This is a genomic window from uncultured Lactobacillus sp., assembly GCF_902491705.1.
Lineage (GTDB): Bacteria > Bacillota > Bacilli > Lactobacillales > Lactobacillaceae > Lactobacillus.
Genome location: NZ_CABUIW010000023.1, coordinates 1 through 23,120, shown reverse-complemented (window position 1 = coordinate 23,120; position 23,120 = coordinate 1). Strand labels below are relative to the sequence as shown.

The window sequence follows — 23,120 nt, the reverse complement described above, 5'->3', positions numbered from 1 at the left end:
AATGGAAAAGGGACAAGAACATCATTTATCTGAAAAGCATCATATGAAGATAATGTGGGAGGAATTCTTCAAGAGTGATGATGATACCATTGCTCAAGATGCTACTTTAGTTGAAAAAGCTTCGATTGTAGGTAGAGTCGGCATTATGCTTTTGAATTGTGGTACAGGAGCATGGCGTGTGCGAGATTCAATGGATACAATCGCTAGAACTCTCGGCATTACTTGTTCAACTGATATTGGATTAGTATCGATTGAATATACTTGCTTTGATGTTGATAATGAATCATATTCACAAACTTTATCTTTGCCAGCAACTGGCGTAAATATGGCCAAGTTAAATGAATTGGAAAAATTCGTGCGTCAATTTGAAGCTGGCGATGGCCGCTGGACGATTGGTCAAATTCATAAACGCCTGCGTGAAATTGAAAATCAAAAATCAGCTTATTCTTCCGTAACTGCTGGTTTAAGTTCAGGTCTTGCCTGTGCCGGATTCATTTTCTTATTAGGTGGCGGCTTGCCAGAAGTTATCTGTGCCTTCTTTGGCGCAGGAGTCGGTAACTACGTTCGTTCAGTTATGGGTAAGCGTAAAATTACTTTGGTAGCCAAGATTGCCGTAGCTGTAGCGGTAGCATGTATCGTTTACTTTGCCTGCTTCCATGTAGGAACTTTGCTATTTCATTTAGATCACCACCATGCCTATGGTTATATTGGAGCTATGCTATTTGTGATTCCAGGATTTCCATTTATTACATCAGGACTCGACATGTCCAAGCTAGATATGCGTTCAGGGCTTGAACGACTAACCTATGCGATTTTGGTTATTACAATTGCGACAATGGCTGGTTGGGCAGTAGCTACAATGTTAAACCTTCATCCAGGTTCAATGCTTAAGTTAAATCTTGATCCAGGTCTATTAACATTCTTGCGCTTGATTGCCAGCTTCTGCGGGGTATTCGGCTTCTCAATTATGTTTAATAGTCGTCCGGATATGGCAGCAACAGCAGCAATTATTGGTGCGATGGCGAATACACTTCGTTTAAGTCTAGTTGACTATTCTCACATGGCACCAGCTTTAGCTGCATTTATTGGCGCACTTCTTGCCGGACTTTTGGCAAGTATTGTACGACAAAAAGTTGGTTTCCCTAGAATTGCTATTACGGTTCCATCAATCGTAATTATGGTTCCAGGCCTTTACATGTATCGTGCAGTTTTCAATTTTGGTATTACCAACATCAATATTGGTGCCTTCTGGATTACTGAAGCATTGATGATCGTAATTGCTTTGCCTTTGGGACTTCTTGCTGCTCGTATCTTGACTGACAAGAAGTGGAGACATGCAGATTAATAAACTAATGACGAACCATGTGGCTCGTCTTTTTTTAAATAGAGGAAAAATAATGCATTATTTTATAACTAGTCAAGAAAATCCTACTCCATCAGCAATTGAAATTGCTCAGATGCAGCGAGTTCATTTGTTTGAGGCGATTGGACAAGAAGCTAAGATAATTGAAGTTGAATATAATCTGTGGCACGATGATGCACAAGCTAGTTTGCAGTCGGCTGATTCGGTGATTAACCTTTTCCAGTATTATCAAAAACTAGATTTAAAGACTGAAGTAGACAACGATGATGAACTGATTGATCAAATTTTGCATAGTTCTAACTATGATGTGCAAGATAAGATTGCCTATCGTGATGGCAAGAAACGACTGCAGATTGTCTTGCGTGAAAATCGCCTTTATTCTGCTAATTATTATGATCGATACGGTTTTATGGATCGAGCAGACTATTATGATGATGGTTGTCTAGCTTATTCAGAGTTTTTTGAAGATAAAGGTCGTGTAGTTCTGCGGCAATATTATGATAATTCGGGTAAGCCAAAGATTATGATGCATTATCGTGGAAGCGATGATAATCAGCCTGTGTTAACTTTAGTGCAACTAAATGAAGATGGAGAGTGGCTTGACTTTGATGATTTAGCAGAATTTCGGGCTCACTTTTTGGATGAAATTTGTCAGAAAGATCCTAAGGCAGTGCTGTATGCGGATCGCTCGGATTATACTTTAGATGCTTTTAAATTGATGAAGGCGCCTAATCCACGTTATATGGTGTTCCACTCAGCATTAACGACTGATGGCCAATTTGACGGTGAGTTGTTCGAAATTTATCAAGGCATTCAAGAGATGCTTAAAAATGGCTCTTTAACTGGCGTGATCTCATCGACAGATCAGGAAGCAGATGATGCTGCTAACTTGTTTGATACGGATCATAGTTATGCAATTCCGGTGACTTTTGTTAAAAAGGATATTGTGCCGGTAGAGTTTAAGGATCGGAAACCATATAGTTTGATTGCAGTGGCACGGCTTGATGCGGTGAAGAGACTAGATCATGTGATTAGAGCGGCAGTTAAGCTGCATGATAAGTTCCCTGAGTTAACGCTGACTTTTTACGGTTATGGGGATGCACAAACAGAGCCAAAATTGAGAGAGTTGGTGAAGAAACTGCAAGCTGAGAATTATATTTCGTTTGGCGGCTTTAAGCAGGATTTGACTGAGGTTTATAACCATGCCTGGCTTGAAGTATTGACTAGTGAATATGAAGGATTTGCGATGGCTTTACTTGAAGCACAAGAGCATGGCTGTCCTGCAGTTAGTTATGATATCAATTATGGACCTAGTGAGATTGTGATGAATAATTACAATGGTAAGTTGGTTCCAGCAGGGGATGAAGCAGCGCTTGTAAGTGCACTTGAATTTTTGTTGAGTCATCCTACGATAATTGAAGAATATTCAAAGAATGCATATCAGAGCCGGAAAAAATACAGCTTTGATAATGTAGCTAATGCATGGAATAATTTCTTGAAATTGGAAAATATTTAAAGATAAAAAAAGGTGTCTGGGAAAAAACTCAAAAATTAAAAAATCTCACTAAATCTTGGTATTGATAAACCTTGATTTAATGGGATTTTTGTTTTGAGTCAAAGTTGAAATTTAACTAGAAATCGACTTTTTTCCCAGACACCTTTTTTGCGTTAACTAGAAATTAGTTTTTGCGCTTCTTGTCATAACCTAAGCCGAATAATCCAGCTAAAGCAATGATTCCTAAACCGAGAACGCTTAAGTTTGTTTGCTTTTCACCGGTTTGTGGGAGTGTATTTTGCTTGTTAGTATTTACAGTTACTTTGTCAGTTGTAGTTTGACCTTTTGGAGTAGTAGTACTTGTGTAACTAGTAAAGGTACGTTTGTGAGTACCCTTAGGAGTGATAGTACTGGTAGTATTAGTAACTGTCTTAGTACCTTTAGGAGTATTAGCCTTTGTATTATGTGATGAATTGTGTGACTTACGTTCATTTTGACCCTTAGGGGTTACTACAGTAGGCTGACTAGGTTGTTGTGAAGGCTGAGTAGGCTGGGTAGGTTGACTTGGTTGAGGAGCCTGACTAGGTTGTGAAGGTTGAGTAGGCTGAGATGATTGAGTTGGTTGTGAAGGCTGAATTGGAGTGTAAGAATATGGTACTTGAATAGTGATTGAAGGGTTCTTAATTTGAGATAAAGCTGTGATGTCATCGTCGCTAAATGAAATAGCGCTAATCTTACCATCTTTACCTTTGATAATTAAAAGTTGTTCAGTTTCTTTTTTACCAGTAGTATCTGTAACTTTGAAAGTACCATTTGGATCAAGCTTGTAGTTATCATCCAATTCTTGAGGCAAATCGCTGAATAAAATTTCTTTAAATGAAGTGCCATCATTAGAATTTTCAAGCTTCCACTTGTTCCAGGTAGTTTTAATAGATTTACCAGTTACAGAATCTATTGTTTCGGTACCAGTACGGGTGAAAGTTAATTCATAATTCTTTGGAGCATACGTATTAGGAACATTTTGACCTGCCTTTGGTCCATCTTCGTAGTAGTAAGAAACATTTTCAGTTACTGTAGTTGTTTGACTAACAGGGTTATCCTTTGTTCCATGCTTAAAGTGAACTACAAAGACTTGTGGCTGAGTGTCATTACCATTGTTGTCGACATCACTCTTATCGTATGTAGAGTAAATGCCGCTTGTAGCAAAAGGTACATTTAATCCGTTGGCAGTTAAAGCATTGCCAGTTTCCGAATCTGTTGTGATTCTGTCATATGTGTAGTTAGCTTGGGTGAAATTACTATAATGGCTTGAGGCATCAGTATTACTAAAATCAATCGGGTTGTTAGTATAACCAGTTGTGGAGTCTTCTAGTGGAGTACCATTATTATCTACATCAACTACTTTGCCATCCTTATCAAAGCTTAAATATTGTTTTGTAGTATCGTCGTAGTATTTAATAATTGCTTTTTGTTTAGCTTGTTTGTATGGTACTTGGATATCAATTGAAGCATTCTTTGGTAAAGCACTTATTTCGTCATTATCGAATGAAACAGCATTAATCTTTCTGTCAGCGATAATAGAATGAGCGGTGCCAGTGTTGTCATTAACGATAAACTTATTACCATCTGGATCAAGTTTGTAGTTGTCGTCTAATTCTTGAGGTAAATTGCTAAATAAAATTTCTTTAAATGAAGTTTTATTGTTGGAGTTGTTTTTAGAAGGATCAAGTGTCCAATCGCCCCAAGTGGTCACAGTGTTATTAGTTACTAAATCTGTTTTATCAGTGCGAGTACGAGTGAAATGTAATTCATAATCTATAGGAGTATATTTATCAGGAACTTGTAGGTTTTGTTTTGATCCATTTTCGTAGTAGTAAGAAATATGTTCTTTTACAGTAGCTTCTTCGGTAGTATTTTTCGTACTAGATTCATGCTTAAAATGTACTACAAAGATTTGTGGGTTAGAGTCAGTTTTGCCATCTGCATAAGTATTGATATCGTCAAATTGAGGGAAAATATTGGTTGTGTCAAAAGCCTCTTTAGATCCGTCAGTGCGTAAAATAAAATTACCTGTTTCTGAACCAATTGTGATTCCGCTGTATTCATAATGAGCATTGGTGAAATCATCATATTTTGTTTGAGCTGAATCACCAAAATCAATTGTTTCACCAGTATGACCAGTTACAGAAATTACATTTGGCTTACCGTTAACAATATCTAAGTATTCTCTTGTAGTATCGTCGTAGTATCTGAGAATTGCTTGTTGTACATTTTGGGTATCATCACCGCTACCATCAGTTATATTATTCCAATTAACGGTATGGTTTGTTACATTCTCGCCTGTACCTTGAATAATATGTGAAGATAAACTGCCGTCACCCTTGTTTTTACTTGGAACCACAGTATCAACTTGGATAAAGTAAGCATGTTTACTATAAGATTCATCTTTTTGACCATTTTCTGATGGAACGTAGAAAGTGCCTGACTTTGATTGATCAATAGCGAATCCATTTTCAATCGATTTAGCAGAGTTTTCTCCATTTGAGTTATCTTTTAAATAATTTTCAAATGCGTATCTTCTATTGCTATCGGTAACTATTAAATCGTAAACTTTTTTATCACCTATTTTGTCATCAATACCATAACGATGTCCATGACCATCTGAAACGCAGTTTATTGGAACTTCAAAAACTTTAATTGAGTCTGGTAAGAAGATCTGATTTTGAAAACTAGCACTGAAGATAGCATTTTCAAGTGTAGTAATGTTATTAGGATCTAGACTGCCACTGTAATTAAAGTAAAGCCCCCATTGAAGTACTGTATCGTTAGCATTGTCTAATTTATATTTGTCTACGTCTTTTGGAGATATATTGCCGTATCCTTTTTCTGCTTCAATAGTGGTTTCTCCCATTCTGAAGCCTTTAAGAATTTCATTTTTTTGAATTGTATCTTGGCTTGTAATGAATTGAGCATCAAATGCATGTTGAGTTTCGACCTTGCCAGTAGGATAGGTAATTTTTACTCCTACAGGGAGATTTTCAGATGATTCACTAGTATGGTTTGCAAGATACTCTTTTACTTTTTCATTACGTGCTTGTACATTAATTCTGAAGGTAACACTGGTAGGTAATTTATCACCTTCATACCAAGCGTCAAAGGTAAGTGGATCGTTCTTTTCATCATCATTTGGCTCTTTTTCAAAGTGCCATCCTTTAGAATTATTAATTGTATCGTTGATATGCAAAACATCTGATGGTTCTTGAGTATTCCAATTAATGATTTGAACTTTGATAGGATTATCTTTTGTAACTTTTTTAACGTCTGTTAAATTAACAGTAGTATCAACTTCAACAGCATCCTGATCAGCTGCCATTTTTTGGCTTTTACCGGTTACATCAGTTGAGGTACCATCGCTATTTCTCTTTTGTGCAGTAACTGTAGAAGAGTAAGAAGGTTCTGCAGGAGTTTCATTGTCTTTTTGATCAGTTAAAGTAGTTTTATCAACTTTATTTTTTTCTAAAGAAGAAATATCTAATTTATTAGTAGTTTCTTTTGTGGTATTGTTTTGATCATCTTTTGTAGATGCACTATCAATTTTAGAAGCATTACCTTGAGTAGCTTTGTCAGTTTTGGGAGTACTGCTTTGAGTAGCGCCACTAGTTTCAGAACTATCACCACTCTTAGGAGCAGTTTGCTGAGTAGCTTCTTTGTTTCCTTCTGTGGTAGCTTGCTGAGTTTCAACTTTAACTTCTTGTTTTTCTTCTGACTGAGTTGCTCCTTCAACTTCAGTAGAGGTAGGCTCTTGATTATTATTTTCATCCGCATGAACAAGTTGACCATTGCTCAAGAAGAAAGTAGTACCAAGAGCTACAGTAGCTAAGCCAATAGATAACTTACGGAAACCGAACCTCTCTTTGCCGTTAAATTTTGCGTTGAAGGTTAAATCATTCTTGTGTCTCATAATCTATATGCCTTTCTAGTTAATTTGAGTGTATTTTTTAGATAAAGAAGACTTGGAAGAAGGTCTCTTTAAATAACACTATTTTTAAGATCAACTATAGATTAGCACAAGTTAAATAACATTACTCATTTAAAAATAAAATTTTTTGAAAAAGTTTTCCGTCAAAGCTATGCGGCGGTATCTAATGTTTAAGCAGCACGTAATTAAGTATACCTAAACGTAAAGTAACACGCTATAAAGCTATAAGTTTTTTCTAAATAACATTAAGTATATAAGAAAAGACAAAAAAGGAGCAATATAAAATTGCTCCTTTTTACGTATTGTTATTTGTTATTCTTCGTTGATTATTTCGCGATTGCTAAAGAAAGTAGTTACTACGATTGCAGCAATCATTGCAACTGTAAAACCAATAATACCTAACAAAATATTCATTTCAGTCATCTTCTTCTATTATGTTTTATCTATATGCGGTATAAATAAAGTTTACCATAAAAAAGAACTGATGACTGAATAAATTGTAAGCGTTTTTATTCAAGCAAATCTGCAAACGTAGCGTCAGTAACTTTAGCTAAATCTTCAGGATTTAAAAAAACACTGCGTCCAAGTTTACCACTTGAAACTCCAACTTCTTCTGCTTCCTTCATTGTGTCATCTAAATAAATAGGGAAGTGATGTGTATGATAGATACCAATTGGAGTGTTAGCACCATGAACATAGCCTGTTGTCTTAGCAAGCTTCTTTAAAGGAAGCATTTCGCATTTCTTGTTGCCTGATACTTTAGCAAGCTTTTTCATACTTAAATGTTCAGTAATTGGTACAACACCAACTAAAGGACCAGTTTTATTTCCTTCACATACCAAGGTTTTGTAGACGAAACGCTCTTTGTCCCTTAGAATAGAGGTGTCCATTTGCGCAACTCCACCTTTATCTTTGGTAACCGCAAATTCGGCCTGACGATACTTGACTTTATGTTGGTCTAAAATTTTTTCAACTAATGTTTTCTCAAGTTTATTCTTTTTATTTTTCTTCTTTGACATATTTATCACCTTTAACCATGATAGCATTGCTCAAAGAAAATCCCAAAGGAGTTTATTATTAATGAAATTATTAATTATCAAAATCGATACTAGTCATGAAGTAGAAGACGCCTTAGGCGTTTATGCTCAAGATAATTTGAATGCTTTAGGCATTGAATCAAGAAAGCGCAGCGACTTTGAACAAGCCGGCTGGTTACATGATTCAACTGTTGTTGAAATGGATGATATTAAAGATTTACCTAAAGATACTTATTTCTATGCTTACTTTGATGAAGAAGCAGATAAGGATGAACTTGTTAAAAAGTTCCAAGCTAAGCTTAAGGAACTTGCTGGTTACGGCTTAAATGTCGGCGACGGTAAAATTACTACCTCTTATATTAAGGACCAAGATTGGAATACCGCTTGGCAAAAGTACTATCACGTAATTGATTTTTCAAGACACTTGGCCATTGTTCCAGAATGGGAAGACTATAAGCCTGCTTTTAGCGACCAACAATTGATTAAGCTTGATCCAGGTCTTGCCTTTGGTACAGGTAACCATAAGACTACTCAACTTGCTATGATGGGACTAGAACGCGCCATGGTTAAGCCAATGAGCGTAGTTGATGTTGGTACTGGTAGTGGTATTTTAGCTATTGCCGCATCAAAACTGGGTGCTACCGATGTATTAGCAACCGATATTTCAGATGAATCAATGACTGCAGCTCAACAAAATGCTGCCTTAAACGATTTAACTAATATTAGAGTACAAAAGACTAGTTTGCTTGCTGATGTTGATGGCAAGTTCGACATCATCGTAGCCAATATTTTAGCTGAAATTTTGCTTGATTTGATTCCACAAATGGACGCCCACTTAAATGATGGTGGCCAAATCATCTTCTCAGGAATTGATTACTTACAATTACCTAAGATTGAAAAGGCATTAGATGAAAATGGCTTTAAGATTGACTTAACCATGAGACAAGGTCGTTGGATTGGGCTAGCAATTACTAGAAAAGAAAAATAAACGTGGTAAAATATTATAAATTAAATTAAACTTTGATGAGAGGCACAAATTTTTAATGAAAAAAATCGGGGATAAGATAAAAGAAATTTCAGTAATCAAGAAGTTGAATGCCCATAAATGGATGTCGCTTGTCTGGTGGAGTATTTTGGTGGCAATTTTGCCATATGTTTTTAGTATTTGCCGCTTACCAATAGTTTTTAGGGTTGGTTTATTGTTTTTCATCATTAATGGTGTAATTGCATACCATTTAGGCAATTTAATCGATCGTTTAAATTTAAATAGATGGTGGCTGGTACTAATGCCAATCGTTTTTGATTTAGCAATTTTGCCTAAATTTGCTCTATATAATTTAATGTTCGGTTTGATTTATTTAATAATCGAACTTTTCGGATTGCTGAATAAAAATATTTACCGTTAGAGAGGATGACCTTAATGTCCAAATATATTGAAATGACTCATGATCAGGTAATTGATGCCTGCAAAAAATACATGAACGATAAGCAAGTAGCTTTTGTAGAGAAAGCATATGAGTTTGCCAATAAGGCTCATGCTGGACAAAAAAGGGCATCTGGACAACCTTATATTATTCACCCTACACAAGTTGCCGGAACACTTGCTACATTAGGCCTTGATCCAGATACAGTTGCTGCAGGATTTTTACATGATACTGTAGAAGACACCCCAGTAACTAATGACGAATTAAAAGAAAAATTTGGCGAAGACGTTGCCTTTATCGTTGATGGGGTAACTAAGTTAAATAAGTACGAATATAAGTCACACCAAGAGTTCTTAGCTGAAAACCACCGTAAAATGTTGATTGCGATGGCTAAGGACTTGCGGGTAATCATGGTTAAGTTAGCAGACCGTCTGCACAACATGCATACTTTGCAGCACTTGCGTCCAGATAAGCAACGCAGAATTGCTTCAGAAACCATGGATATCTATGCACCATTAGCAGACCGTTTAGGTATTGGTACAATTAAGTGGGAGCTTGAAGATATGAGTTTCCACTACTTAAACCCAGAAGCTTACTACCGCATTGTAAACTTAATGGATGTTAAGAGAAGTCAACGTGAAAAATACATCGCTGATACCATTAAGACTTTAAAGAAGACCTTAGATGAATTAGGTATTAAGTATGAAATCTACGGTCGTCCAAAACACATTTACTCCATTTACAAGAAGATGGTGAACAAGCATAAAGATTTCGATGAGATTTATGACTTGCTCGCTGTTCGTGTAATTGTTAAAAACGTCCGTGACTGTTATGCAGTTTTAGGGGCTGTTCATACAGAATGGAAGCCAATGCCAGGACGCTTTAAGGATTACATTGCTATGCCTAAGGTAAACGGCTACCAATCACTTCACACCACTATTATCGGACCAGGTGGACGTCCACTTGAAATTCAGATTAGAACTGAAGCCATGCACCAAGTTGCTGAATACGGTGTTGCTGCTCACTGGGCATATAAGCGTGGTAACTTTAACGGAGTTGAAGCTACTTCATCAGGTGAAAAGCTGGACATGGTACGTGAAATCCTTGAATTGAAGGATGAAACTAAAGATGCTGGCGAATTTATGAAGTCAGTTAAGAGTGATATTTTCTCTGATCGTGTTTATGTCTTTACACCAAAGGGTGAAGTATATGAATTGCCAAAGGGTTCTGTAACACTGGACTTCGCATATGCAATTCACACCCAAGTAGGTAGTCACGCAGTTGGTGCTAAAGTAAATAACAAACTGGTTCCGCTTGATTACAAGCTGAGAAACGGTGATGTCATTGAAATCATGACGCAGACCAATGCTACTCCTTCACGTGATTGGGCTGATATGGTTAAGACTTCAAGAGCTCGTAACAAGATCCGTCGCTACTTCAGAGGACAAGACCGTGAAGAAAGCATCGATCGCGGCGAGCAAATGGTTGCCAACATGATTCGTGAAGATGGTCTTGCACCAAAAGACTTCATGGACAAAGAGCACATTGAAAAGTTATTAGATCACTTTAATTACCATACTGAAGAAGAATTGTATGCTGCAGTTGGCTTTGGTGATTTATCAGCCCAAGCCGTCGTTAACCGTTTGACTGTTGATTTGCGCCGCGAAGATGAAAAGCAAAAGCAAAAGGAACTTGAAGAAAAGATTTTGAATTCTGGCCAGCAATCTGTTCAAGAAGAACAGCCAAAGAAGAATTCAAATTCTGTCATGAAGGTTAAGCATAAGAATGGCGTTATGATTCAAGGCGTAAGTGACTTAATGCTTCACCTAGCTAAATGTTGTAACCCAGTTCCTGGCGATAAGATTATTGGTTATGTAACTAAGGGTCGCGGTGTTACTATTCACCGGACTGATTGCCGTAACATTACCAAAGAGGCTGAAGAACAAGGTCGTTTGATTGATGTTGAATGGGAGAATGTTGAAGAAAACAGCGTTCAATCATTCAATGCCAACATTGAAATCTTTGGCTACAATCGTTCTAACTTGCTTAGCGACGTCATCAACAAGTTGAACTCACTTACTAAGAACATCAACAATATTTCTGGTAAGGTTAATGAAGACAATATTGCTCATATCTATGTCACTGTAGCTGTTAAGAATGCTAGCCAACTTGATGAAATTTTGAGCAAATTGCGTGATATTCCAGATGTTTATGAAACAAAGAGGTCAGATAATTAATGCGAGTTGTGATTCAAAGAGTCAACCATGCCCAAGTCGATATTGATGGTAAAACAGTCGGCAAGATTGGCAAGGGATTTTTGCTACTGGTAGGCATTAAAGAGGGGGATGAATTACCCGTCGTCAAAAAAGCAGCAGATAAAATTGCTAAGATGCGTATTTTTGAAGATGAAGAGGGCAAGCCTAATCTATCTTTGAAAGATGTTCATGGTGAAATTTTAAGCGTTAGTCAATTTACATTGCTAGCTAATACCAAGAAGGGTAATCGTCCTAGTTTTGTGGAAGCAATGCGTCCGCCTAAATCTAAAGAACTTTGGGAAGAGTTTAATAAAGAACTTGAACAAGATGGCTTCCATGTTGAAACTGGAGAGTTTGGAGCTGACATGCAAGTTAGCTTAGAAAACGATGGTCCATTTACAATTGTATTAGATCTTTAGAGAAAATCGCTTTCAAAGGTTGACTTTAATACAATAAAAATATAAGCTAAAAAAGAATTATCGATGACAAAGAATGAAGATTAGCAAAGATCTATTTAAAGAGACTGCTTGTTGTGGTGAGAGAGCAGATAGATCGCGGTCTGTGACACCTTTAACAGATAATGGATCGTCTGGCGAGCGTTAATCGCAGCAACCAAAAAGGTGGTACCGTGCTAATTTGAGCGCCCTTGATTCAGTTCAAGGGCGCTTTTTTTATTAATAAAGTTATCAAAATAAAAAAGGATGATTAAATGAGAGTACAAAAACCAAAAGGTACAGTCGATATTTTGCCTGAACAATCTGGTTCATGGCAAAAGGTCGAAGAAACTGCAAGAAATTTCTTCAACCGTGCAAACTATCGTGAAATTCGTACACCAAGTTTTGAAAATTACGAAATTTTCTCACGTTCAAGTGGCGATAGTTCTGAAATTGTAGAAAAGCAAATGTATGACTTCAATGATAAGGGTGGTCGTCACATTGCTCTTCGTCCAGAAGGAACTGCCGGTGTTGTTCGTGCCTACGTTGAAGACAAGATGTATGCACCAGAAGTAGTTAAGCCATTTAACGTATTTTACATGGAATCTACTTTTAGATATGAACGTCCTCAAGCAGGTCGTCAACGTGAATTCCACCAAATTGGTGTAGAAAGCTTTGGTTCAAGCAATCCACTTTCTGATGTTCAAACCATTATGATGGGTCATGACTTGTTAGCTGAATTAGGCGTTAAGAACTACCAACTTCATATCAATACTTTAGGTAATGAACAAATACGTAAGGACTACCATGATGCCCTTGTTAACTACTTCACTCCAGTTAAGGATGAATTGTCTGAAGACTCACAAAGAAGATTACGTGATAATCCATTGCGTATCTTAGATTCAAAGGATGATCGTGACAAGAAGTTCTTGCCAGATGCACCTAAGATTCGTGACTTCCTTGATGCAGATTCAAAGCAAAACTTTGAATCAATCTTGAAGATGCTTGATCAATTAGGCATTGACTACGTAATCGATGATGATTTGGTTCGTGGTCTTGATTACTACACTGGCGTCATCTTTGAATTTATGGTTGAAGATAAGAGCCTTTGGGAATCAGCAACCACTATTTTAGGTGGTGGCCGCTACGATCACTTGGTAGAAGAATTCAATGGCCCAGCTACTCCAGCCGTAGGTTTTGGTATTGGTGAAGAAAGATTGATGCTTGTCTTAGAAAAGCAAAATCCAGCTTTATTTGAAAATAAAGGGATTGATTTCTTTATCACTAATATTGGTGATGGCACTGCTCAAAAGGCTATTGAAATTACTAGAAGCTTGCGCAGTCAAGGCTTTGAAGCTGACTTTGATGTTAACCAAAAGAAGCTTAAGGCTCAATTCAAGAAGGCCGATCGTGATCACGCTAAGTATGTAATTACTTTAGGTGAAAAAGAACTTGAAAATGGCGTTTTGAATGTTAAGCGTTTAGCTGATGGTAAGACCATTGATTTAAGTCTTGAAGACATCAATGATATGAGTAAGGTAATGAAGGATTTAGAGGATTAACATGGAAAAGATCGAAAAAAGAACAGACTATTGTGGCAATATTACTGAAAAATATATTGGCCAAGATGTAAATCTTTATGGTTGGGTACAACGTGTACGTAACCTTGGTAACTTGGTTTTCATCGATTTGCGTGACCGTGAAGGCTTAGTTCAAATCGTTGTTAACAAAGACTCTGGTAAGAAGTTAATGGACATTGCTGACTCACTTGGTAATGAATACGTTATTCAAGTTAAAGGTAAGGTAGTTAAGCGTTCAGAAGTAAACCCAGACATGAAGACTGGTCAAGTTGAAGTTGATGCTACTGACATTATTATCTTGAACAAGGCTAAGAACCCTCCATTTGAAATTAAAGATGGTGTTGATATTTCTGAACAAACTAGATTGAAGTACCGTTACCTTGACCTTCGTCGTCCAGAAGTTCAACAAGCTATTATCTTACGTTCAAAGATTTTGCGTGCTACTCACGAATTCTTTGACGAAAATGGCTTTATCGACATTGAAACTCCAATTTTAGGTAAGTCATCTCCAGAAGGTGCACGTGACTACTTAGTACCATCAAGAATTTACCCAGGTAGCTTCTACGCTTTACCACAATCACCACAATTGTTTAAGCAATTATTGATGGGTGCTGGCTTTGACAAGTACTACCAATTGGCACGTTGTTTCCGTGACGAAGACCTTCGTGGTGACCGTCAACCAGAATTTACTCAAATCGATATGGAAATGTCATTTGCTGATGAAGAAACTATTCAAGGTTACACTGAAGGTCTTTTGAAGAAGATCATGAAAGACGTTAAGGGTATCGATATTAAGACTCCTATTAAGCGTATTTCATGGACTGACGCAATGAACAAGTACGGTAGTGATAAGCCTGATACTCGTTATGGTATGCTTATCCATGACCTTAGTTCAATCTTCAAAGACAGTGACTTCAAGGTATTCTCAGGAGCAATTGCTGATGGCGGCTTTGTTAAGGGTATCGCTGTTAAGAACGGTGCTAAAGAATACTCACGTAAGAAACTTGATAAGAAGGCTGACTTCATCAAGCGTTTCCACGCTAAGGGCTTAGCTTGGGTTAAGTACGAAGATGGCGAATTCTCAGGTCCTGTTGCACGTTTCTTAACTGATGAAAACAAGGAAGCTTTGAAGAAGGAATTCGATCTTGAAGGCGGCGAATTAGTTGTATTTGTTGCTGACAAGTGGAAGGTAATTTGTGACTCATTGAACCACCTTCGTCGTGAATTTGCTAAGGAAACTGGTATTATTCCTAAGGGCGTTTACGACTTTGTATGGGTTGTTGACTGGCCATTATTCGAATACGATGAAGGTCTTGGCCGTTGGGTAGCAGCTCACCACCCATTCACTATGCCAGATGACGAAGGCGTAAAGCTTTTGACTACTGAACCTCACAAGGCTCACGCACGTAGTTACGACATCGTTATGAACGGTGATGAAATGGGTGGTGGATCAATCCGTATTCACAAGCGTTCAATCCAAGAAAACATGTTTAAGGCACTTGGCTTTACTAAGAAGCGTGCTTACGAACAATTTGGTTACTTAATGGATGCTTTGGACATGGGCTTCCCACCACACGCAGGTCTTGCAATCGGTCTTGACAGATTCGCAATGATGCTTGCTGACAAGGACAACATTCGTGATGTATTGGCATTCCCTAAGAACGCTAGTGCTTCAGAACCAATGATGCACGCTCCAGCTCCAGTAGCTGACCAACAATTAGCTGATTTGGGTATCGAAGTTGAAGAAAAGTACCAAGACAGTGTAAAGGCAACTGAAGAACGTCTTGAAAAGATGGCTGCAGAAGATGCTGAAGAAAACTCAACTTTGGACAAGTAATTAAGAATAAAGCATAAAAAATAGACTTCCGAAAGGAAGCCTATTTTTTATATCTTGTTTTATAAATTGTTAACGAAATCAGTAATTCGCTTTAAAGATTCTTCTAGTTGTTCAGTTGAAGATGCATAAGAAAGTCTTACGTATCCTTCACCGCCTTTACCAAAGTAGCGACCTGGAGTTACACCAACTTTAGCTTTTTGTGCTAGTTCGAAAGCAAATTGTTCATCATCAGTGCCATATTTTTCAGGAATCTTAGTGAAAATATAAAAGGCACCTTGTGGAGTAGCCATTTCAAAGCCTAGCTTTTCCAAGCCTTTTTGCATGAACTGTAGACGCTTTTCGTAAATCTTTCTTGCTTCAGCTGGATCATTTTGACCATTATTTAATGCTTCGACAGCAGCCATTTGAACGTTGTCAGTAACTGAGGTTACCAAAAATGCATTTACTTTTTGGATGCTTTGCATAATTTGCTTAGGAGCAGCAATATAACCTAAACGCCAACCAGTCATGGCATATGCTTTAGATAAACCAGAAATTAAAATGTTGCGGTCTGGAATATATTCTGATAATGAATGGTGTTCTGCATTGCCATAAACAAGTTCAGCGTAAATTTCATCAGTAATTGAGTAGATCTTGTATTCTTTAATTACTTCAGCTAACCCCTTTAAAGTTTCTTTAGCGTAAACACGACCAGTAGGGTTAGATGGATCAGTTAAAATAATAGCTTTTGCACCCTTACCACGGCCATTTAAAACGTGACGTAAGTGTTCAGGTGTTAGAATGAAACCATCTTTTTTAGTATCAACTTGGATAGGAGTTGCACCTGTCATTTTGATTAATTGGAAATACAAAGCCCAAACTGGAGTTGGAACAATAATCTTATCTCCAGGATTGAGCAAAGTCATAAACACATCGTTTAAAGCACCAGTTGCACCAACAGTAACACAGATTTCATCTTTAGGATCATAGTGAACGCCGATAGAACGATCAAGATAGTTGCTGATAGCATTAAGTAATTGTGGCTTACCAGCTTGTGGCGCGTAGTGTGAGTCGTCATCGTTAATGTCACGAATCGCTGCTTTTTTAATGTGATCTGGTGTAGCAAGATCAGGCTCACCGATAGTTAGCTTGATAATACCAGGAATACCTGAAACTTTTTGATCAAATGCACGAATTTTTGAAGCGGATAAATTACTAAGATTAGTATTGATAATTGATTTTAAATCACTGGATAAATTTGGCATATAATTAAAAGTCCTTTCTGTATTACTATAAATTCTAAAGTACTGAATAGCTGTTGACAACCTGTTTATATACAATAAAAAAGAAATGACTAATTGTCACTTCTCTAAGAATTATCTTTTAAAATGTCGTTTGAATTGGTATAAATTGCTTTCTTTTCATGAATCTGCTTTTGCCAAAAGATTAAGGGCAAAGGTCTAGTAGGTGGTTTAACCTGTTTTGGCTTTTTTAAAGAAACCGGCTGATTGATTACTTTAACTGTCGTTATTTTCGGTTTAGCTGGTTTTGATTGTGTTTGATTAGTGCAGCCAGAAAGTGAGGCCAAACATAGAAAGCCCATTATTAATTTCAATATAAGTTTCACGTTATCCTCCAAAAATATATCCCTTACTGTTCATTCTACTATTTTTAGCAATAATGATAAAATAAAAATAAAATTGCTTAAGAAGAGGGAAGAAAGAATGGTAAAAGTAGCAGTTTATATGACAGGCGGCATTGCTATGTATAAAGCTGTCCAAGTCGTACGAAATCTTGAAAAAGCAGGTCATGAAGTGCGAGTAATCATGACTAAAAATGCAGAAAATTTCGTTACTTCTAACACATTGGCTGCATTGACTAAATATCCAGTATTAGATGATTTATGGAATAAGGAAAATGAGGCTAGCGTACCACACGTTCATTTGGCTCGTTGGACAGACCTTGCGTTAATTGTTCCAGCTACGGCTAATTTTATTGCTAAAATGGCAAATGGCATTGCTGATGATGCTGCAAGTACGACAATCTTGGCAACTAGTGCGCCTAAATTGATTGTGCCTGCTATGAATGATCAAATGTGGGATAATCCAGCTACTCAACGTAATTTGCAATTTTTAAAAGAAAATCAGGTACAAATTATGGAGCCGGTTGTGGGGATGCTGGCAGAAGGCTATGCAGCTAAAGGCAGAATGCCAGAACCTGATCAAATTTCCGCTTGGGTAGAAAACTTTTTAAATAAAGAGAAAATCTTAAAAAGCAAAACAATTTTGGTCACAGCAGGTGGTACACAAGAAGCGATTGATCCAGTTCGTTTTATTGGTAATCGTTCCAGTGGCAAAATGGGCATTGCCATTGCACAAGCAGCAGCTAATTTAGGCGCTAAAGTTAAATTGATCTATGGTAACGTCACAACTGAATTGCCACAAGACAAAAATATTGAATTAATTCACACGCCAAGTAGTGAAGATATGTTAAAAGCGGTTAAACAAGAATTTGTTCAAAGCGATGTTTTAATTATGGCCGCTGCGGTAGCTGATTGGCGAATGGAAAAAGTAGCTGACCACAAATTAAAAAAGCAGGCAGATCAGGACACTTTGCAACTAACTTTGGTTAAGACAAAAGATATTTTGCGTGAAGTAGTTAAGCAAAAGAAAGCAGATCAGGTAGTAGTAGGTTTTGCGGCAGAAACAAATGACTTACTAAAAAATGCGGAAAAGAAACTGCATGAAAAAGGTGCTGATCTAATCGTGGCTAATGATGTTTCAAAAAATGTTTTTGGCAGTGAAAAAGATAAAGTTACTATTCTTAAGCAAGATGGAACCATAGATGAATGGCCCGAAATGAGTAAAAAAGAAATAGCTAGCAAATTATTGATATACGTGAATAGTATAATGCAAAAATAAGCGATGTAACACTTTTGTAATATAACCAATATAAGCTAGCTATTTGCCGTAAATATAGGAAATATAGCTATAAAAATAACAATATTTATAAATACTATAAATAATAAGCTTGTTTTAATACAGAAAACTAGTATTATAAGTTGTGGGAATTAAGAGACTGAAGAGAAAGAGTTGATAGTTTATTTAATCAACCCTTTTAGCAATTTGTATAGACTAAGAGAATGTTACTAATTTATTAAAAAATGTTCTTAAAGCCCATGCTATTGCACTTTTGCTCTGCTATTTAAAAATAAAAAAGTTTGATAAATAATAAAAATTTCAAGTATATGTATAGGATTTGAATAATATTTGGTGTATGCTATTCACAGCAAGTTCAATACATTAGATTACAAAAATAACGAATCTTTTTATTAGCTATGCACATATAGGGATTAAGAAAATAGCAGAGACATATTAGATAAAAATATAGAGGTGTAGAGTATGTACTCTGATAAAACTTTAACGCTTAACAATGGGATAAAGATTCCTCAGATACAATTGGGTACTTGGCTAATCAATAATGATGATGTAAAAAAAGTAGTACGTCAGGCAATTAGCGTTGGCTATCGCGCTTTCGATACCGCTAGGGACTATGGTAATGAAAACGGCGTAGGTAAGGGAATTTGGAATTCCGATGTTGAACGTAGTGATATATACTTAACGACTAAATTACCAACTGCCGTTAAGGATTATGAAGGCACTAAAAAGGCGATTGATGAAGCCTTAGATCGTTTCAGTTTGGAATATATTGATATGCTTTTGATTCACTCACCACAGCCTTGGATCGAAGTAAACAGAACTAATGACCGTCACTTTGAAGGTAATCTTGAAAACTGGCGGGCAATGGAAGAGGCAGTAAAAGCTGGTAAGGTTAGATCAATTGGTGTATCTAATTTCTTAGAGGAAGACGTGGCTAACATTGTTGATAATGGAACAATTAAGCCAGCTGTTAACCAAATCGAAGTTCATATAGGACATGTGCCAACAGATTTAATGAATTACTGTGAAAAATTGGGTATTCAAATTGAAGCTTATTCACCACTTGCTCATGGGCGACTACTTAAAGACCGCAAGATCAACGAATATGCTAAAAAGTATGGTGTTAGTGCTGCGCAATTGATGCTTGCCTTTGACTTGCAATTGGGCTGTATCGTTTTGCCAAAGAGTGATAATGTCAGCGAAATGAAAGAAAATTTGAATATTGATTTTGAAATCAGTGAAGAAGATATGGCCGAATTGGTTAAGTTGAAAGAAAATAATCAAGCTATGTCTGTTTAAGATGCATCGCTTAGAAGGCGATGCTTTATTTGTTTTAAGGAAAAATGAAGAAGATAGATTTAATCGCCATTGATATTGATGGTACGTTAGTAAACTCTAAAAAAGAAATAACCCCTGCTGTAAAAAAAACGGTATTAGATGCTAAAGCACAAGGAAAACAAATTGTAATTTGTACTGGAAGACCATTATCTGGTGCACAGCGTTATTTAGATGAGTTAGGTCTGAATAATCAAGATAATGAATATGTAGTTAGCTTTAACGGGGCAGTTGTTGAATCAACTAGTGGCCAAGTAATTTTTAAACAGGGCTTAAAATATGAAGACTATGTTGATCTAGAAACAATTGCACGTAAGTTGAACTTGCATTTCCATAGCGTAAGCCTAGATCGAATTTATACTGCTAACCGAGATTTAGGTCACTACACGATTTACAATTCTCGTGTAGTAAAATTGGAAGTTTCATATCGAACTCAGGAAGAAATGAAAAATATTCCAATTATTAAATGCATGTATATTGATGATCCAGACTATTTGGATAGTAAGATCACTGATCCACTTTTTGATCAAATGAAAGATCGAGTAGTTTTTTCAAAAACTGAACCTTTCTATTATGAAGCAACAGCCGCCGGCGTTGATAAAGGTACTGGACTCAAGCGATTATGCGACTATTTAGGCGTAAAAGCTGAAAACGTAATGGCTTTAGGCGATCAAGCAAATGATATGCCAATGTTAAAATATGCTGGATTAGGTGTAGCTATGGGCAATGCAGTGGACTATACTAAAAAGCATGCGGATGAAATTACTACAGATTGTGATCATGATGGTGTAGCAGTTGCAATAAGCAAAATTTTATAAAGATAAGAGGCTTTGAGATGAGTAAAGCAAAGATTTTAATTTTGGGTGGATTAAGAGAAGATGCGCTTACTGATTTAAAGAAGGAATGCGATGTTACAGTTGGACCAAAAGGACATCGCTTAGCAGATGATCGTCAATGGACACTGGATCATATTGCAGAATATGATGGCGTCATTGCAGCAAAAATGGTTTTTGATAAGGAAATGATTGATGCTGCTAAAAACTTAAAGATGATTTCTACTTATGGCGTGGGTTATGACCATGTCGATATTGAATACGCTAAAGAAAAGGGCATTGTTGTTTCAAATTGTCCTAAGAGTGTATTGCGTCCAACTGCTGAATTGACTTTAACGATGATTATGGCTTCAGCTCGTCGTTTGCGCTATTATGATCATGCTTTGCGTGAGGGTATATTTTTAAATGCAGACGAATATGATAACCAAGGCTACACAATCGAAGGTAAGACTTTAGGTATTTTAGGTATGGGTAGAATTGGTCAACAAGTAGCACGTTTTGCCAAAGCTTTAGGGATGAAAATTATTTATCACAATCGCCATGAACTTGATAAAAAGTTAGAAGAAGAGCTTGATGCAAAGTATGTTGACTTTGATACTTTAGTAAAGGAAGCTGACTTCTTATCATTGCATGCACCAGCAACTGATGAGACTTACCACATTATTAATGCAGATGTATTCAAGAAAATGAAAGAGACTGCATTTTTAATCAATGTAGCTCGTGGTTCATTGGTTGATAGCTATGCTTTAATTGATGCATTGAAGAATGGTGAAATCGCAGGTGCTGCCTTAGATGTCTTTGAAAATGAACCTCATCCAAGACAAGAATTAGTAGATATGGATAATGTGATTATGACGCCTCACGTTGGCTCAGCTACACATATTGCTAGATACAACTTATCTAAAGAAGCTGCTGAAAATGTCTTGTCATTCTTTAAAGACGGCAAAGCAATCAATCAAATTAATTAAGAGTACAAAAAAAGCGCGGTTTAAACCGCGCTTTTTGTTTTAGTCATGTTCAAGTTGACTATGATGGTAGCCATAAACAAAGTAGATGATCGTTCCGATAATTAACCAAATTGCTGCCATTAGGTAAACTTCTGAGCTTAAATGACACATCATAAAGATACAAATTAAGCCAGAAATAATTGGTAAGTATGGGTAACCAGGAACTTTGAAGCCGTCATTAACGATGTCGGTTCTTTTTCTTAATTTCAAAATACCAAATGAAACTAAAGTAAATGCGAATAAAGTACCAAAGTTAACTAAGTTGGCTAATTGATCTACTGAGAAGAATGCTGCTCCTAATGCAATAATGATTGTTACCATAACTAAGGCATTTTGAGGAGAATTGTGTTTTTTATCCAGTTTGCTAAAACTTGCTGGTAAAAGTCCGTCTCTAGCCATAGCGTAGATTAAACGAGAACTTGAGTAGATCATCGTGAGCATCATGGTTGCCATGCCAAGCATTGCACCAAAGGATAATAATTCAGCAACCCAATCTTGATGGACATATTGCAATGCAAAGGCAACAGGGTTAGAAACGTCTAACTTGGTGTAGTTAACCATACCTGTTAACACAATAGAAACACCGAAGTAAAGCAAAGCTGCAATAGCTAAAGTACCGATAATACCAAGCGGCATGTTTTTCTTAGGATTTTTAACCTCAGCTGCTGATGAAGAAACAACATCAAAGCCGAGGAAAGCAAAGAAGACGGTAGTTGCTCCTTTGATTACGCCGGAAGCATGATATGGTAAAAATGGATGGTAATTGCTTGGCTTGATGAATTGCATCCCTACGAAAATAAAGATCAAAATAATCGCAATTTTAATGAATACGGCAACGACATTAATCTTAATGGAGTTCTTCATCCCTCGTGATAATAAGATACTGATAATCAAGATTACCAAAACTGAAACTAGGTCAAAGTAAACTCCATGTGATAAATTCATTGGCCCTGAAACAGCTTTAGGTATTTTTAAACCAAATGGGCTAATAAATGAACTAAAATACGATGACCAGCCTGCTGCAACAGTAGCAACGGATAGCATGTATTCCAAAATTAAAGCCCAGCCAATGATCCAACCGGTAAATTCACCATAAACGATATTACCGTATGAATAAGCACTTCCGGCAACTGGAATTGCAGAAGCAAACTCCGCATAACACATTCCAGCTAGCGCACAGACTATTGCGGCTACCATAAATGATAAACTGACACCGGGCCCAGCCGTTGTCGCAGCAACTGTACCTGGTAAAATAAAAATACCAGTTCCGATAACCGCACCGACACCAAGCGACATTAAGTCGAGGGCGTTCATAGTTTTAGAAAATCGAATATCTTTTCCTAAGTAGTTTTGAACGCTTTGTTTTCTAAATATGTGAAATTTCAATGGCATCTACCCCTATTTATAAAGATAGATTAATTTTACATGATATTTTTAATTTTTTGAAGGGCAAAAAAAGCACTATGCCGAAATAGTGCTTGAAGTGGGACCTAAAAAGTAGACATTTTAAAACATAGGATTAATAGAGGCTTGATTCCGATATTCTTTCGGAGTTAAGCCTTTTAATCTGCTCTTTATCCTTTCTTCGTTATAGTATTTGATATATTCCTCTATAGCTTGAGC

At 36.8% G+C, this 23,120-nt stretch carries 18 protein-coding genes; 12 read left to right on the top strand and 6 right to left on the bottom strand.

The features are described 5' to 3' along the window. The first annotated feature begins 1 nt into the window (after nucleotide 1). Both RDN22_RS05910 and RDN22_RS05905 read left to right on the top strand, forming a co-directional pair. Nucleotides 2–1,345, top strand: a complete 1,344-nt coding sequence (locus RDN22_RS05910) for a threonine/serine exporter family protein (RefSeq protein ID WP_308556757.1) — start codon at nucleotides 2–4, stop codon at nucleotides 1,343–1,345. Between the two features lie 52 nt (nucleotides 1,346–1,397). Next, nucleotides 1,398–2,879, top strand: a complete 1,482-nt coding sequence (locus tag RDN22_RS05905) for a glycosyltransferase (RefSeq protein WP_308556756.1) — start codon at nucleotides 1,398–1,400, stop codon at nucleotides 2,877–2,879. 163 nt (nucleotides 2,880–3,042) lie between these two features. Here RDN22_RS05905 and RDN22_RS05900 read toward each other — a convergent pair whose 3' ends face one another. Both RDN22_RS05900 and RDN22_RS05895 read right to left on the bottom strand, forming a co-directional pair. Beyond that, nucleotides 3,043–6,819: a YSIRK-type signal peptide-containing protein gene (locus RDN22_RS05900; protein WP_308556755.1), complete on the bottom strand. Its 3,777-nt coding sequence runs from the start codon at nucleotides 6,817–6,819 to the stop codon at nucleotides 3,043–3,045. Nucleotides 6,820–7,346: 527 nt separating this feature from the next. Beyond that, nucleotides 7,347–7,856: an aminoacyl-tRNA deacylase gene (locus RDN22_RS05895; RefSeq protein ID WP_308556754.1), complete on the bottom strand. Its 510-nt coding sequence runs from the start codon at nucleotides 7,854–7,856 to the stop codon at nucleotides 7,347–7,349. A 61-nt stretch (nucleotides 7,857–7,917) separates the two neighbouring features. Here RDN22_RS05895 and prmA point away from each other — a divergent pair, with 61 nt between their 5' ends. The 6 genes from prmA to aspS all read left to right on the top strand — a co-directional run bounded on the left by prmA (nucleotide 7,918) and on the right by aspS (nucleotide 15,404). Further along, nucleotides 7,918–8,862: a 50S ribosomal protein L11 methyltransferase gene (gene prmA, locus RDN22_RS05890; RefSeq protein WP_308556753.1), complete on the top strand. Its 945-nt coding sequence runs from the start codon at nucleotides 7,918–7,920 to the stop codon at nucleotides 8,860–8,862. A gap of 55 nt (nucleotides 8,863–8,917) precedes the next feature. Then, complete coding sequence (locus RDN22_RS05885; protein ID WP_308556752.1) at nucleotides 8,918–9,280, top strand: hypothetical protein; 363 nt, start codon at nucleotides 8,918–8,920, stop codon at nucleotides 9,278–9,280. A 14-nt stretch (nucleotides 9,281–9,294) separates the two neighbouring features. Continuing rightward, a complete protein-coding gene (locus tag RDN22_RS05880; protein WP_308556751.1) occupies nucleotides 9,295–11,535 on the top strand; it encodes a bifunctional (p)ppGpp synthetase/guanosine-3',5'-bis(diphosphate) 3'-pyrophosphohydrolase in 2,241 nt (746 codons plus the stop codon). Next, nucleotides 11,535–11,972: a D-aminoacyl-tRNA deacylase gene (gene dtd / locus RDN22_RS05875; RefSeq protein ID WP_308556750.1), complete on the top strand. Its 438-nt coding sequence runs from the start codon at nucleotides 11,535–11,537 to the stop codon at nucleotides 11,970–11,972. Before RDN22_RS05880 ends, dtd begins: the two co-directional genes overlap by 1 nt. Before the next feature lie 290 nt (nucleotides 11,973–12,262). Then, nucleotides 12,263–13,549 (top strand): histidine--tRNA ligase, encoded by a 1,287-nt coding sequence (gene hisS, locus RDN22_RS05870; protein ID WP_308556749.1) that lies wholly within the window; start codon nucleotides 12,263–12,265, stop codon nucleotides 13,547–13,549. A 1-nt stretch (nucleotide 13,550) separates the two neighbouring features. Beyond that, a complete protein-coding gene (gene aspS, locus RDN22_RS05865; protein WP_308556748.1) occupies nucleotides 13,551–15,404 on the top strand; it encodes an aspartate--tRNA ligase in 1,854 nt (617 codons plus the stop codon). A gap of 59 nt (nucleotides 15,405–15,463) precedes the next feature. Here aspS and RDN22_RS05860 read toward each other — a convergent pair whose 3' ends face one another. Both RDN22_RS05860 and RDN22_RS05855 read right to left on the bottom strand, forming a co-directional pair. Further along, complete coding sequence (locus tag RDN22_RS05860; protein WP_308556747.1) at nucleotides 15,464–16,648, bottom strand: aminotransferase class I/II-fold pyridoxal phosphate-dependent enzyme; 1,185 nt, start codon at nucleotides 16,646–16,648, stop codon at nucleotides 15,464–15,466. A gap of 104 nt (nucleotides 16,649–16,752) precedes the next feature. Then, on the bottom strand, nucleotides 16,753–17,010 hold the full coding sequence (locus tag RDN22_RS05855; RefSeq protein ID WP_308556746.1) for a hypothetical protein: 258 nt from the start codon (nucleotides 17,008–17,010) through the stop codon (nucleotides 16,753–16,755). A gap of 97 nt (nucleotides 17,011–17,107) precedes the next feature. Between RDN22_RS05855 and coaBC the strand changes: the two genes are divergently transcribed. The 4 genes from coaBC to RDN22_RS05835 all read left to right on the top strand — a co-directional run bounded on the left by coaBC (nucleotide 17,108) and on the right by RDN22_RS05835 (nucleotide 21,458). Continuing rightward, the gene (coaBC, locus tag RDN22_RS05850) at nucleotides 17,108–18,304 is read left to right on the top strand and encodes a bifunctional phosphopantothenoylcysteine decarboxylase/phosphopantothenate--cysteine ligase CoaBC (protein ID WP_308556745.1); all 1,197 of its coding nucleotides are present in this window, start codon (nucleotides 17,108–17,110) and stop codon (nucleotides 18,302–18,304) included. A 480-nt stretch (nucleotides 18,305–18,784) separates the two neighbouring features. Beyond that, nucleotides 18,785–19,621: an aldo/keto reductase gene (locus tag RDN22_RS05845; RefSeq protein ID WP_308556744.1), complete on the top strand. Its 837-nt coding sequence runs from the start codon at nucleotides 18,785–18,787 to the stop codon at nucleotides 19,619–19,621. A 44-nt stretch (nucleotides 19,622–19,665) separates the two neighbouring features. Continuing rightward, entirely contained in the window at nucleotides 19,666–20,475 is an 810-nt protein-coding gene (gene yidA / locus RDN22_RS05840) for a sugar-phosphatase (protein WP_308556743.1), read from the top strand. A 17-nt stretch (nucleotides 20,476–20,492) separates the two neighbouring features. Beyond that, nucleotides 20,493–21,458 carry an NAD(P)-dependent oxidoreductase gene (locus tag RDN22_RS05835; protein ID WP_308556742.1) on the top strand — a complete coding sequence of 322 codons (966 nt, stop codon included), beginning with the start codon at nucleotides 20,493–20,495 and terminating at the stop codon, nucleotides 21,456–21,458. Nucleotides 21,459–21,497: 39 nt separating this feature from the next. On the opposite strand, the gene RDN22_RS05830 is transcribed toward RDN22_RS05835, so the two are convergent. Then, nucleotides 21,498–22,883, bottom strand: coding sequence for an amino acid permease (locus RDN22_RS05830; RefSeq protein ID WP_308556741.1), 1,386 nt, complete (start codon nucleotides 22,881–22,883; stop codon nucleotides 21,498–21,500). Nucleotides 22,884–23,003: 120 nt separating this feature from the next. Continuing rightward, on the bottom strand, nucleotides 23,004–23,120 hold a 117-nt coding region (locus tag RDN22_RS05825; protein ID WP_308554877.1), incomplete at its 5' end, for an IS3 family transposase.